15 protein-coding genes are annotated in these 13,522 nt (G+C 53.0%); 8 read left to right on the top strand and 7 right to left on the bottom strand.

The features are described from left to right. Window positions 1-13: 13 nt before the first annotated feature. The 5 genes from APT89_RS03670 to pspA form a co-directional block, all read right to left on the bottom strand. Window positions 14-1,711, bottom strand: a complete 1,698-nt coding sequence (locus tag APT89_RS03670; RefSeq protein WP_060571749.1) for a sugar phosphorylase — start codon at window positions 1,709-1,711, stop codon at window positions 14-16. A 184-nt stretch (window positions 1,712-1,895) separates the two neighbouring features. Continuing rightward, complete coding sequence (gene pspD, locus APT89_RS03665) at window positions 1,896-2,120, bottom strand: phage shock protein PspD (RefSeq protein ID WP_028013376.1); 225 nt, start codon at window positions 2,118-2,120, stop codon at window positions 1,896-1,898. A gap of 12 nt (window positions 2,121-2,132) precedes the next feature. Next, window positions 2,133-2,492: an envelope stress response membrane protein PspC gene (pspC, locus tag APT89_RS03660; protein WP_028013377.1), complete on the bottom strand. Its 360-nt coding sequence runs from the start codon at window positions 2,490-2,492 to the stop codon at window positions 2,133-2,135. Continuing rightward, window positions 2,492-2,716 carry an envelope stress response membrane protein PspB gene (gene pspB, locus APT89_RS03655; RefSeq protein ID WP_028013378.1) on the bottom strand — a complete coding sequence of 75 codons (225 nt, stop codon included), beginning with the start codon at window positions 2,714-2,716 and terminating at the stop codon, window positions 2,492-2,494. The genes pspC and pspB overlap by 1 nt, the downstream gene beginning before the upstream one ends. A gap of 53 nt (window positions 2,717-2,769) precedes the next feature. After that, window positions 2,770-3,438 (bottom strand): phage shock protein PspA, encoded by a 669-nt coding sequence (pspA, locus tag APT89_RS03650; protein WP_028013379.1) that lies wholly within the window; start codon window positions 3,436-3,438, stop codon window positions 2,770-2,772. A 151-nt stretch (window positions 3,439-3,589) separates the two neighbouring features. Between pspA and pspF the strand changes: the two genes are divergently transcribed. The 7 genes from pspF (at window position 3,590) to APT89_RS03615 (ending at window position 11,026) form a co-directional block, all read left to right on the top strand. Then, entirely contained in the window at window positions 3,590-4,582 is a 993-nt protein-coding gene (gene pspF / locus APT89_RS03645; protein ID WP_192841520.1) for a phage shock protein operon transcriptional activator, read from the top strand. A gap of 88 nt (window positions 4,583-4,670) precedes the next feature. Continuing rightward, window positions 4,671-6,311 carry an ABC transporter substrate-binding protein SapA gene (sapA, locus tag APT89_RS03640; RefSeq protein ID WP_028013381.1) on the top strand — a complete coding sequence of 547 codons (1,641 nt, stop codon included), beginning with the start codon at window positions 4,671-4,673 and terminating at the stop codon, window positions 6,309-6,311. Beyond that, window positions 6,308-7,273 carry a putrescine export ABC transporter permease SapB gene (gene sapB / locus APT89_RS03635; RefSeq protein ID WP_041909670.1) on the top strand — a complete coding sequence of 322 codons (966 nt, stop codon included), beginning with the start codon at window positions 6,308-6,310 and terminating at the stop codon, window positions 7,271-7,273. The genes sapA and sapB overlap by 4 nt, the downstream gene beginning before the upstream one ends. Further along, on the top strand, window positions 7,260-8,150 hold the full coding sequence (gene sapC, locus APT89_RS03630) for a putrescine export ABC transporter permease SapC (RefSeq protein WP_028013383.1): 891 nt from the start codon (window positions 7,260-7,262) through the stop codon (window positions 8,148-8,150). The genes sapB and sapC overlap by 14 nt, the downstream gene beginning before the upstream one ends. Next, window positions 8,150-9,142 carry a putrescine export ABC transporter ATP-binding protein SapD gene (gene sapD / locus APT89_RS03625; protein WP_028013384.1) on the top strand — a complete coding sequence of 331 codons (993 nt, stop codon included), beginning with the start codon at window positions 8,150-8,152 and terminating at the stop codon, window positions 9,140-9,142. Before sapC ends, sapD begins: the two co-directional genes overlap by 1 nt. 1 nt (window position 9,143) lies before the next feature. After that, the gene (gene sapF / locus APT89_RS03620) at window positions 9,144-9,950 is read left to right on the top strand and encodes a putrescine export ABC transporter ATP-binding protein SapF (protein ID WP_041909668.1); all 807 of its coding nucleotides are present in this window, start codon (window positions 9,144-9,146) and stop codon (window positions 9,948-9,950) included. Between the two features lie 161 nt (window positions 9,951-10,111). Further along, on the top strand, window positions 10,112-11,026 hold the full coding sequence (locus APT89_RS03615) for an ATP-grasp fold amidoligase family protein (RefSeq protein WP_060571747.1): 915 nt from the start codon (window positions 10,112-10,114) through the stop codon (window positions 11,024-11,026). 14 nt (window positions 11,027-11,040) lie between these two features. Here APT89_RS03615 and APT89_RS03610 read toward each other — a convergent pair whose 3' ends face one another. Together APT89_RS03610 and APT89_RS03605 are read right to left on the bottom strand one after the other, a co-directional pair. Further along, window positions 11,041-12,105 (bottom strand): ATP-binding protein, encoded by a 1,065-nt coding sequence (locus APT89_RS03610; RefSeq protein WP_041909664.1) that lies wholly within the window; start codon window positions 12,103-12,105, stop codon window positions 11,041-11,043. Continuing rightward, window positions 12,102-12,806: a response regulator gene (locus APT89_RS03605; RefSeq protein WP_041909662.1), complete on the bottom strand. Its 705-nt coding sequence runs from the start codon at window positions 12,804-12,806 to the stop codon at window positions 12,102-12,104. Before APT89_RS03605 ends, APT89_RS03610 begins: the two co-directional genes overlap by 4 nt. A gap of 271 nt (window positions 12,807-13,077) precedes the next feature. On the opposite strand from APT89_RS03605, the gene crrC reads away from it, so the two are divergent. After that, on the top strand, window positions 13,078-13,464 hold the full coding sequence (crrC, locus tag APT89_RS03600) for a colistin resistant protein CrrC (protein ID WP_041909660.1): 387 nt from the start codon (window positions 13,078-13,080) through the stop codon (window positions 13,462-13,464). The last annotated feature ends 58 nt before the right edge of the window (window positions 13,465-13,522 follow it).

The raw sequence follows: 13,522 nt of genomic DNA, 5'->3' as shown, positions 1-13,522 counted from the left end.
TTTAGGGTCCTTTTTAGTTTTCTTTAATCCACATAACCTGCCATGGATTGAGGGTCAGCTCTTTACCGCTAACAGCTTGTCCTGATAGTAATTCCATACCAGTAAGCGTGTCCCCATAAACGGTATGAACGTTATTACTAAAATTAAACAGGGCTGTAATTCTCTCACCGTTTTCAGCCACGCGAACAATTTTAAGAATTTGTTCATCCAGTGATTCAAAAAATGCCTGGGCATCAGGGTGAAACGCACTTTCCCCACGACGAATCGCAATAAACTCGCTTAAACGGGAATAAATTTTATGACGAATGCTATTTTTATTGTTAAGTTCGAGATCAACCTGACCTGCAGTATATTTCTTGCGGTTTATCGCGCGGTTATAGCCGAGGCGCTCGACCCCTTCATAATCGTTACGGGAGCCAAGAATACTTTGAATATACACGGCAGGTACACCTGGGAAACTTAACAGCACCGCATGCGCCAGAATAAAGCGCGCAATGCGTTCATCATCTGAACTGTTTTGCGCGCTTAACGCGTCAAGATAGGTTACATTAATTTCGTAAGGACTGCGCGTACCGTCAGGATTATTTTTCCAGTTGACCAGCGCCCCTTCCTGCTGAAGTTTCTCAACCAGTGCGAGGATTTCTGATTCCGGCAGAATGCCGCGCAGTGGGTTCAGACCGATACCGTCATGAGACGCCAGGAAATTGAACCAGGTCGTTTTTGTTGAAGGCAGCGCCAGCGATCCCGCCCACTGACAGAGAGCGTTAACATCCTGACGGTGCACAGCATGCAGCACCAGCGGCGGCAAGGAGAACTGGTAGACCATCTGGGCTTCATTTTCACCGTCACCGAAATAAGAGATATTGTCCTTATGCGGAACGTTCGTCTCAGTAATGATCACGGTACCCGGCGCCACGGCCTCGGTAATAGCACGGAAAAGCTGGATAAGGCAGTGAGTCTGTTCCAGATGGATACAGCTTGTTCCAGGGATCTTCCACATAAATCCGACGGCGTCCAGACGGATATAACGCGCCCCTTCCGCCAGGTAATGGAGCAGCACGTCAACCATCGCAATCAGCACCTGAGGCGAGGCGAAGTTGAGATCGATCTGGTCATCGCTGAAGGTGGTCCAAAGATGACGCACGCTGCCATCATGCAGCGTAAATGGCGTCAGCAACGGTAATGCGCGAGGACGCGTCACCGCAGATAAATCAGTTTCAGGATCGACAGCAATAAAGAAATCTTCGTAGCCAGGTTTCTGCGCAAGATAATTAGCAAACCATTCACTTTTTGCTGACATATGGTTGCAGACGAAATCAAACATTAAGCTGGCAGACTGTTTTAAATCAGCAACGTCTTGCCAGGTCCCGGTTTCAGGCGCAACGTTGTGGTAATCAATAACGGAAAATCCGTCATCAGAGGACCACGGATAAAAAGGTAAAAGGTGGACATGGGAAAACGTGCGAGCAAGCCACTCATTATAAAAGCGGGTAAATACCGGCAACGCTTTCTCCCCTTTCGCGGAGAACTGATCGGCGTAGGTGATCAGAACGACATCTTTTTCATCCCAGCCTGATTTACGCTTTTCTGTAATATCAACAGCAGCTTGTTCAAGCTTTGTTAATAACACTTTAAAATGTGCTTCAGAAAATGATTTACCGTAAATATGATTGATAAGTTTTTTAATTTTTGCGTTCACATTATTTTCCATGGTAGCGGTCCCACGAAGGGCAATCTACTCCCCTGAAAAATATCTGTCAACGAACCGGGAGGCTGAAAAACGCAATTACAAAGAAGCTCTGTGCAGTAATGTGAGCTGCCGCAAAGAAAGTGAGGGAAAGGGATGAAATGTCGTTAGCCCTTCCGGGGAGAGAAAGGGCTAACGCGAGCGTGAATTATCGGGATAAGTAACGGCGTGACAGCCGCTTTGCCGCTTTTTGCAACAGAGGTTCAAGCGCCACGGCCAGCAACATTCTGACCGGCTTGCGGGCAACAGATTTGATCGCCCAGCCCGCCACACCTGCCGGGCCGTAACGTAACGCCGTCATCAGAACCAGTTTACCTGCGATTTTCAGGCCGGGTTTTACCTTCTGACCGGCCTGTTGCCAGTTTTTCTTCATGTATATTCTCTCTTAAAGCTGACGAAAACGACTTCTCAGCGTAAAGGTATCGGATGTGACATAGCGTTCCATTTCACGTAACCGCTTCTCCCCTTCAGCCAGCCGATCGTCAACCGCATTGAGAAGATCGTTACTGGTAGGCGCGCCTTCCGCAGCCAGTTCGCCTTCCGGCATCGGGTCAAGTACAAACGACAGCACGATGTAGGCCACGAAAGTGATAAACGCCAGGCCGAAAAATATCGACAGCACCGTGACCACACGAACCAGCTTTACCGGAACGTCGAGATAATGGGCCAGCCCGGCGCAAACGCCGCGCACCATGCCCTGCTGTGGAATTCGCCACAATTTTTTGTTCAGATTCAGTCCTGACATTAACGGTCCCTCCAGTTAGGATGTTCTGCATCCAGGATTGCTTCCAGCGCCTGAATGCGATCGCGCATCTTGTTAGCCTGGTCGGTAAGCTGCGCAAGACGTTGTTGTTCACTCTGGGATAAATCGTTCCCTGAAGAACGGTTGCTGTAGTGCAGCCATAGCCAAATCGGCAAAACAAACAGCACGAAAATCGTCAGGGGAATGGCCAGGAAAAGCGCGCTCATGTGTACTCCTTGTCGTCGGATGCTTAGCGGCACGCTCAGGTGCCGCAACATTATTATTGGTTATCTTGCTTCATTTTGGCTTTCAATGCCGCCAGCTGCTCGCTGATTTCATCGTCCGCTTTCAGATCGGCAAACTGTTGATCCAGCGACTTTTGCTTACCGATGCCGTGGCTCTCTGCTTCCGCTTCCATCTGGTCGATACGACGCTCGAATGACTCAAAACGCGCCATGGCCTCATCCAGCTTGCCACTGTCCAGCTGACGACGCACGTCGCGGGAAGAGCTTGCCGCCTGATGACGCAGGGTCAGCGCCTGCTGACGCGCACGGGTTTCGCTCAGTTTATTTTCGAGCTCACCAATCTCTTTTTTCATGCGGGTGAGCGTGTCTTCCACCAGCGTGACTTCATGCTCCAGCGTAGCGATCATGTCCGCCAGCTTCTGCTTTTCAATTAACGCTGCGCGAGCAAGATCTTCTTTATCTTTGCGCAGGGCGAGTTCCGCCTTTTCCTGCCATTCATTGAGCTGAGCGGTGGCCTGCTCAATACGGCGCGTTAACTGCTTTTTCTCAGCCAGCGCACGGGCGGAGGTAGAACGCACTTCAACCAGCGTGTCTTCCATCTCCTGAATCATCAGGCGCACCAGCTTCTGCGGATCTTCTGCTTTCTCCAGCAGTGAGTTGATGTTGGCGTTCACGATGTCGGCAAAACGAGAAAAAATACCCATAATCAAATCCTCATAGTTCTGTTATCGGGCTATGCCCTGCTGTACTGATAATACAATTCCCGTGCCAGTTTTTTATCTTATTGATTTTACACGGTGTGATTGATTTTTATTCATCACAGAACTATGCTGACCTGGTGAATATCGCTAAGGAGTGGTTAATTTCATCATGGCTCAATACAAAGATAACTTACTCGGCGAAGCCAACAGCTTTCTTGAGGTGCTGGAACAGGTCTCTCGCCTTGCGCCGCTCAACAAACCGGTGCTCATTATCGGCGAGCGCGGCACGGGTAAGGAACTGATTGCTAACCGTCTGCACTATTTATCCGGACGCTGGGACGGCCCCTTCATTTCTCTAAACTGTGCGGCGCTGAATGAAAACCTGCTCGACACCGAGCTGTTCGGCCACGAGGCGGGCGCGTTTACCGGCGCTCAAAAGCGCCATCCGGGACGTTTTGAGCGCGCCGACGGCGGCACCCTGTTCCTTGATGAACTCGCCACCGCGCCGATGCTGGTGCAGGAAAAGCTGCTGCGCGTAATTGAGTATGGTGAACTGGAGCGCGTCGGCGGCAGCCAGCCGCTGCAGGTTAACGTGCGCCTGGTCTGCGCCACCAACGCCAATCTGCCGGAGATGGTCGCGGAGGAGAAATTCCGTGCCGATCTGCTTGACCGCCTGGCCTTTGACGTCGTTCAGCTTCCGCCCCTGCGCGACAGGAGAAGCGACATCATGCTGCTTGCTCAACAATTTGCGATTCAGATGTGCCGCGAGCTCGGTCTCCCTCTTTTCCCCGGCTTCAGCGATCATGCGCGGGAGACGCTTCTGGCCTACCGCTGGCCGGGAAATATCCGCGAACTGAAGAACGTTGTGGAGCGTTCTGTTTACCGCCACGGCAGCAGCGAGACGGAGCTGGACAATATCATTATCGATCCTTTTCAGCGCAATGCGCCGCCGGTTTCCTCCCCGTCATCATCAGGCGATACTCCCGCGCTGCCCCTTGATTTGCGCCAGTTCCAGCACGAGCAGGAGCAACAGCTGCTGGAGCAAAGCCTGAAGGCGGCGAAATATAACCAGAAACGCGCGGCTGAATTCCTGGGCCTGACCTACCATCAGTTACGGGCATTGCTTAAAAAGCATCAAATGCGCTGACAATATCGGCACTTACCCGCAGACATTTTTACGAAGCAGGCGTAAGTGCGATACACTTTGCAGATCGAACCTAAAAACCTTAAAAATTATGCGTCTGGTTTTATCGTCCTTTTTTGCACTCGGTCTGTTCAGCGGCCTGGCGTTTGCTGCGCCCGGGCAGTCTACGCAGCCTGACATTCGTGACAGCGGCTTCGTCTATTGCGTCAGTGGCCAGGTGGACACCTTCAACCCGCAAAAAGCGGGCAGCGGCCTGATTGTGGATACGCTCGCCGCGCAGCTTTACGACCGTCTGCTTGATGTCGACCCGTACACCTATCGCCTGGTGCCTGAACTTGCGGAAAGCTGGGAAGTCCTGGATAACGGTGCAACCTACCGTTTTCGCCTGCGCGATGATGTCGCGTTTCAGCGTACGCCGTGGTTTACCCCTACGCGCAAGCTGAACGCGGATGACGTGGTCTTCACCTTCCAGCGTATCTTTAACCGTAACCACCCGTGGCATAACGTTAACGGGGATAATTTCCCCTATTTCGACAGCCTGCAGTTTGCCGACACCGTTAAAAGCGTGCGCAAGCTGGACAGCCGGACGGTTGAATTTACGCTGACGCGCCCGGATGCCTCCTTCCTCTGGCACCTTGCGACCCACTATGCGTCCGTTATGTCCGCCGAATACGCGGCGAAGCTGACGAAAAAAGATCGTCAGGAGCTGCTCGACCGCCAGCCGGTCGGTACCGGCCCGTTCCAGCTGGCCGAATACCGCGCGGGGCAATATATTCGCCTGCAGCGCCACGAACATTTCTGGCGCGGTACGCCGCTGATGCCGCAGGTGGTGGTCGATCTCGGGTCTGGCGGAACGGGACGGCTCTCCAAACTGCTCACCGGGGAATGCGACGTGCTCGCCTGGCCCGCTGCCAGCCAGCTCACCATTTTGCGCGACGATCCGCGTCTGCGCCTGACGTTACGCCCGGGGATGAACATCGCTTATCTGGCCTTTAACACCGATAAGCCGCCGCTGAACAACCCTGCCGTACGTCACGCTCTGGCGCTGGCGATCAACAACCAGCGTCTGATGCAGTCGATCTACTACGGCACGGCGGAAACCGCCGCCTCAATTTTACCGCGCGCCTCGTGGGCCTACGACGGTGAGGCTAAAATTACGGAATACAATCCGGCAAAAGCGCGTGAACAACTGAAAGCTCTGGGCGCGGAAAACCTGACGCTCCAGCTTTGGGTGCCCACCAGCTCCCAGGCGTGGAACCCGAGCCCGCTGAAAACCGCTGAACTGCTGCAGGCGGATATGGCGCAGGTGGGCGTCAAGGTGATCATCGTACCGGTTGAGGGCCGTTTCCAGGAGGCGCGCCTGATGGATATGAATCACGACCTCACCCTGACAGGCTGGGCTACCGACAGTAACGATCCGGACAGCTTCTTCCGGCCGCTGCTGAGCTGTGCTGCGATAAATTCGCAGACCAACTACGCCCACTGGTGTAACCGGGAGTTCGACGCCGTGCTGCAAAAAGCGCTCTCTTCCCAACAGCTGGCCTCGCGCATTGACGCTTACGATGAAGCGCAAAAGATACTCGCTCAGGAACTGCCGGTGCTTCCGCTGGCCTCTTCCCTGCGCCTTCAGGCCTACCGCTATGATATTAAAGGCCTGGTGCTGAGCCCGTTCGGCAACGCCTCGTTCGCCGGCGTATCGCGTGAAAAAGAACAAGAGGTGAAAAAACCATGATTATTTTTACCTTGCGTCGGCTCCTTTTACTGCTGGTGACGCTCTTTTTCCTGAACTTTGTCGGCTTCAGCCTGAGCTATTTCACGCCGCATGCCCCGCTACAGGGCTCATCGCTGTGGGATGCCTGGCTGTTCTGGTTTAACGGTCTGCTGCACTGGGATTTCGGCGTGTCGAGCATCAACGGGCAGCTTATCTCCGAGCAGCTGAAGGAGGTGTTCCCGGCCACGATGGAGCTGTGCATTCTGGCCTTCGGCTTTGCCCTGATGGTAGGTATTCCCGTGGGCATGCTGGCCGGGATCTACCGCAACAAATGGCAGGATAAGTTTATCAGCGCCCTTGCCCTGCTCGGCTTCTCTATCCCGGTATTCTGGCTGGCGCTGCTGCTGACGCTGTTCTTCTCGCTGACGATGGGTTGGCTACCGGTCTCTGGCCGTTTTGACCTGCTTTATACGGTTAAAACGGTAACGGGTTTTGCCATCATTGACGCCTGGCTGTCCGATTCCGTCTGGCGCCATGAGATGATCGTCAGCGCCCTGCGTCATATGGTACTGCCGGTGCTGACGCTGGCGGTTGCGCCGACAACCGAGGTGATCCGCCTGATGCGCCTGAGCACCATCGAGGTGTTTGAGCAGAACTATGTCAAAGCTGCCGCCACGCGCGGATTGTCGCGCCTGACCATACTGCGCCGCAACGTCCTGCACAACGCTCTGCCGCCGGTAATTCCGCGCCTGGGGCTGCAGTTTTCCACCATGCTTACGCTGGCCATGATCACCGAGATGGTCTTTAGCTGGCCCGGGCTGGGACGCTGGCTGATTAACGCCATCCGTCAGCAGGATTATGCTGCTATCTCAGCGGGTGTGATGGTGATTGGTTCGCTGGTCATTATTGTCAACGTGTTGTCCGATATTTTGGGTGCGATGGCTAACCCATTGAAGCATAAGGAATGGTATGCCTTACGATAACGTTTACAGTGAAAAGCGCACGCCCGGTGCGCTGCGTACCGTGTGGCGAAAGTTCTATGGTGACACCACGGCAATGATCGGCCTTTATGGTTGCGCCGGTCTGGTATTGCTTTGCCTCTTTGGTTCGTGGTTTGCGCCTTATGGCATTGATCAGCAGTTCCTTGGCTATCAGCTGCTACCGCCTTCCTGGTCACGCTACGGCGAAGTCTCATTCTTCCTCGGCACTGACGATCTCGGACGCGACGTATTGAGCCGTCTGTTAAGCGGGGCTGCCCCGACGGTGGGCGGCGCGTTTGTCGTGACGCTCGCGGCGACGCTCTGTGGACTGGCGCTCGGTATTTTCGCGGGCTCCACGCATGGCCTGCGCTCGGCGGTGCTGAACCACATTCTGGACACGCTGCTGTCGATTCCGTCCCTGCTGCTGGCAATCATTGTGGTTGCCTTTGCCGGTCCGCATCTGTCGCATGCCATGTTCGCCGTCTGGCTGGCTATCCTCCCCCGCATCGTGCGCTCGGTTTACAGCATGGTGCATGACGAGCTGGAAAAAGAGTATGTCGTTGCGGCCCGTCTGGACGGCGCGACGACCTTCAATATTCTGTGGTTTGCCGTTCTGCCAAACATCGCCGCCGGGCTGGTCACCGAGATCACCCGTGCGCTGTCGATGGCGATTCTGGACATCGCTGCGCTCGGGTTCCTCGACCTCGGTGCGCAGCTGCCGTCCCCTGAATGGGGTGCGATGCTCGGTGACGCGCTGGAATTGATCTACGTGGCGCCGTGGACGGTTATGCTGCCGGGGGCGGCGATTATGGTAAGCGTGTTGCTGATCAACCTGCTGGGCGACGGTATTCGCCGTGCAATTAACGCGGGGGTGCAATAATGCCGCTTCTTGATATTCGCAACCTCACCATTGAATTCAAAACCGGTGAAGGCTGGGTTAAAGCCGTCGATCGCATCAGCATTACTCTCGCCGAGGGCGAGATTCGCGGGCTGGTGGGTGAATCTGGTTCGGGAAAAAGCCTGATCGCCAAAGCGATCTGCGGCGTGGCGAAAGACAACTGGCGCGTGACCGCCGACCGCATGCGGTTCGACGATATAGACCTGCTGCGCCTCTCCCCGCGCGAGCGTCGCAAGCTGGTCGGCCATAACGTCTCGATGATTTTCCAGGAGCCACAGTCCTGCCTCGATCCGTCCGAGCGCGTAGGCAAACAGCTGATGCAGAACATTCCCGGCTGGACCTATAAAGGCCGCTGGTGGCAGCGTTTCGGCTGGCGCAAGCGCCGCGCCATTGAGCTATTACACCGCGTCGGGATCAAAGACCATAAAGACGCGATGCGCAGCTTCCCGTATGAGCTGACCGACGGTGAATGCCAGAAGGTGATGATTGCCATCGCCCTGGCTAATCAGCCGCGTTTGCTGATTGCGGATGAACCCACCAACGCGATGGAGCCGACCACCCAGGCACAAATTTTCCGCCTGCTGTCGCGCCTGAACCAGAACAATAACACCACCATTTTGCTGATCAGCCATGACCTGCAAATGCTCAGCAAATGGGCGGATAAAATTGACGTGATGTACTGCGGGCAAACGGTCGAAACTGCCCCGAGTGAGGAGCTGATCGCCGCGCCGCACCATCCATATACGCAGGCGCTTATCCGCGCCATTCCTGATTTTGGCAGCGCCATGCCGCACAAGAGCCGTCTGAATACCCTGCCCGGAGCGATTCCGCTGCTGGAATCGTTGCCGATAGGCTGTCGTCTGGGGCCGCGTTGTCCGTATGCTCAGCGTAAATGTATCGAAACGCCGCGCCTGACCGGCGCCAAAAATCATCTTTACGCCTGTCATTTCCCGCTGAACATGGAGAGAGAGTGAAATGGTCGAAACCTTGCTGGAAGTCCGCAATCTGACTAAGACCTTTCGCTATCGCACGGGGCTGTTTCATCGTCAGACTGTCGAAGCGGTTAAACCGCTGAGTTTTACCCTGCGTGAAAAACAGACGCTGGCGATCATCGGCGAAAACGGCTCCGGTAAATCCACGCTGGCGAAAATGCTTGCCGGCATGGTCGAGCCCACTGCTGGAGAAGTGTTGATTGACGATCATCCTCTGCAGTTTGGCGATTACTCTTTCCGCAGCCAGCGCATCCGCATGATCTTCCAGGATCCGTCTACCTCGCTTAATCCACGCCAGCGCATTTCGCAGATCCTTGATTTCCCTCTGCGTCTGAATACCGAACTGGAGCCAGAGGCGCGCCGCAAGCGTATCTTCGAAACGCTGCGTATGGTTGGGCTGTTACCGGATCACGAAAGCTACTACCCGCATATGCTGGCCCCCGGTCAGAAACAGCGTCTGGGTCTGGCCCGCGCGTTGATTCTGCGCCCGAAAGTGATCGTTGCAGACGAAGCGCTTGCCTCGCTGGATATGTCTATGCGCTCGCAGCTGATTAACCTGATGCTCGAATTACAGGAAAAGCAGGGTATCTCCTACATCTACGTTACCCAGCACCTGGGGATGATGAAGCACATCAGCGATCAGGTAATGGTCATGCACCAGGGGGAAGTCGTCGAGCGCGGCAGCACGGCGGATGTGATGGCCTCCCCGCTTCATGAGCTGACGAAAAGGCTGATTGCCGGGCATTTCGGTGAAGCATTGACCGCCGATGCGTGGAGAAAAGACCGTTAAGCGCGGCGGTAAACACGGATTGCTCCGCTCAAATAAGGATTAAATAGCCTGCGTGCGCTATTTAATCCTTTTATTTTTTGTCTCCATCCCTGCTCCATATTTTAAGCAATATCCATCAATAGTTCTTCTCCAGAATACCGGGACATTACGGAGGAGAAGAAATGAACACCACCACATATGTTCTAAAATATACGGAGTATCTCATCAGAAAATGCTGTTCATATTTCATGACGGACCTCAATTTTCATACTGCAAAACTCAAAAAGACATCAGGCATAACCCCTGACATTAAATCACCCACTACGTTGAGTGAAAAAATATGTCATCGCCTGGTCTATGACCATAATAATCTCTACACAATGCTTGCCGATAAACTCGCCGTCCGCGAATACGTTGCGTCCAGAACAACGCGAGTAAAAGCGGTGCCTTTGATTGGGGTATACCGCAGGTTTTCGCATATCGATTTTTCAACACTGCCCGATCAATTCGTCCTTAAGTGCAATCATGACAGTGGAAGCACAATAATCTGTACAAATAAAGACCAGTTCAATTACCGACAGGCCCGTAAAAAGCTCACTCTCGCATTAAAGAAGAATTTGTATTACACCACGCGCGAGTGGCAGTACAAAAATATTACACCCGTTATACTGTGTGAGCCCTATGTCGATCTTTTCAATAATGCGGACAGGAACAGCACGCCGGAAATGCTGAGAATTCACTGTTTTCACGGGGTCGCACACTATGTTGAGGCCGATTTTACGGATGACCTCGGCAGAGAGTTTATCAACGTTTACGACCGACACTGGAATTTACAGCCCTTCCAGATGGAATATCCTAATACGCCGGTTGCGCCCGGCGAGCCGAAATTGTTCCGTGAGGCTCTGCTGGCCGCTCAGGAGCTGGCGAAGGGTCTTGACTACTGCCGCGTTGACCTCATGTTGAAAAGCGATGAAATTTACTTCAGTGAAATAACCTTAAGCCCAAAACGGGGCAAACTGCGAATTACCCCTCTGGAATGGGATACAAAGTTAGGCGATATATGGCAGTTGCCGCTATCGGCGGGCAGGCCAGGCTGACCTGCCGCCAGGACTCAGGCATCGGGCCAGGTCAGTTTGAACAGGGAGTGGTTTTGCTTCGATAAGGTATACGTTACATCGCCACCATGAGCCAGCATGATGGCTTTTACCACCGATAACCCTAAACCACATCCTTCGGGATTAACATCTCTGGCACCTTTATCCCGCTGGAAAGGTTGAAATAAGAAATCATGAAATTCCCTGGGGATGCCCGGCCCGCCATCCTCAATAAGGATATAATTGCCTTTATCAGAGACGCCATTTTTTACGATGAGTTTCCGCGAAGTTGAATAATGTAATGCGTTGTCAAACAGAACGGCCAGACACTGATTGATGCGCAACGGATCGAACACGCATCGCTGTTCCCTCAACGCTGTTTTAATCACAAACTGATTGTGCTTGAACTCGGGCATGAAAATATCAAGCGCATCCTGGATTGTGCCTTTGAGGTCCGTTCTGGATTTATACAGCGTATAACCCGCCCCGCCGTCAGAGCTGATCACCCGAAGATCTTCAATCAAACGGGTTAACCCCTCAGTCTGCTTGAGAAGATTATTAAAAAGCAGCGGATCCGGCTCAAAAACGCCGTCAACCAGCCCCTGAAGCCGCCCGCGTAAAATCGTGACCGGGGTTCTCAGCTCATGGGCAATGGCGGCGTTCCAGGATTTCCTCTGAATATCCAGCGTCTGGAGTTTTTCCGCCATTTCATTGAAATCCGTGACCAGATGATTGACCTCTCCCAGACGGGAGCTGGCGCAATAAGCACGGGCATCCAGCTGGCCCTGAGAAATTTTTCTCAGGCTGGACGCTACCGCGTTTAACGGGGTGAGTATTCGTGAAGAAAGTTTTATCGTTAAAAATATCGCGATTATCAGACTGATTGTTGTCGCGGTCCCGATCCACACCCAGTCCCACATCGTCATTTGCTCGTCATCGCCCTCAACGGCACCGCCGGGGAGGTGATCGAGAATAAAAGAGTAAAAAAACCAGGAGCCCAGTACCGCAATGGCAATGATCATAAACGTCAGCAGCAGCATATACGTTAAGATCTGCCGACTCAGGACAGAATCTCTGTTCATTTTTTCTCCCCGAGTCGATAGCCCATCCCCCTGATGCTCTCAGGAACGCCATAAAGGCCTGCAAGCTCCAGCTTTTTACGCAGCTTGCTCATATGGCTGTCTACCGTTCTGTCGAGCGTATCGCCTTCCGGCAGACACGCGTTAAGTAACTCTTCCCGGGAACAGACCTTTCGCGGGTATCTCACCAGGTAAGTAAGAAGTTTAAATTCCGTCGTCGTTAATACTGGGGAGACTACCTCTTCGCCCACGGTGACCTCAACGTAGAAATCGTCCGGGTAGACCGTAATAAAAGGCGTCCTGAGAGGCACGGCACCCGCCTGCTGGAGAGCGGGTCTGGTTCTGCGCAGCACGGCTTCAACTCGCGCGACCACTTCAGAAGGATTGAATGGTTTGATGACGTAATCGTCCGCGCCAAGCCTGAGCCCCATCAGCTTATCCACGTCCTGATCGAGTGCGGACACCATAATGACGGGCACAGAACTTTCCTGACGGAGCGTCGTGAGTACGCTCCAGCCATCGCATACGGGCAGATGGATATCCAGCAAGATAAGATCGGGTTTATGGAGCCGATTAAGCGCTATCGCCTGCTCGCCCTGCCGGGCTCTCAGCGTTTTCATCCCAGAACGCTCTAAGTATCTCATCAGTATATCGGCAATTTCGTTTTCATCTTCAACAACAAGGATTAGAGTATTTTTGTTCATTTTATCTCCGCGGGTGAAATCCCTTTGAGCACGCTATCAGATATCTTTAGCACAATAAGACACAGGCTCCGGGAAAAAGTGCCGTGGCCGCGAAAATTTCCTGGATTAATTTAAGTGCCCGGCAATTTCTCCATACAGCCTACACATTCAGTCAATAAAGACTCGACAATGTCAGCCCACAATAGTTATTCGGAGTTAAACCGTCTTTCGTTTAACGTGGTAAATACCCCTGTCGCTTAATGGCTTTCTGAATTTGGCTGAGATAATGAACATGGAACTTTCGAAATACTTCTCTCCTAAAAAAATCGGCATATTTTCTCTCTTCCTGCTGCTATCGTGGGGATTACTTTATACCTGGCTGGTATTGATGCATAAAATGGATGAGAAAGTCGCCGCAACGCTACTCTCTTCCCCCATGATCTATGGCTGCATTGCCTTGTCGGTTGTCTCTCTGATAATACAAAACAAAGCAGGCGCGTTCACTGAATTACTTCTCATCGCCTTCTGGCTAATGGTGATTTTTGTTTATCTCATTATTACGTTCACTGTGCTGCTGAACGCTACGCCAGATTTTAACGATTTGGTGTTTTACTATGAGTGTTATTTAATTCTCTTTTTTGGCGGTTCACCGTTGTACCTCATCGTGAGAATGATTTAAACAACCGTGTTGTTTCGCTCCACACTCTCTCCATAAACCGCCCATGTCCGCTAAACAG

Origin of the sequence: Enterobacter sp. 50588862 (genome assembly GCF_001462935.1) — a bacterium.
GTDB classification, from domain to species: domain Bacteria; phylum Pseudomonadota; class Gammaproteobacteria; order Enterobacterales; family Enterobacteriaceae; genus Enterobacter; species Enterobacter bugandensis.
Note: the sequence above shows the minus strand (reverse complement) of the source record. Positions and strands in the feature narration are given on the sequence as shown.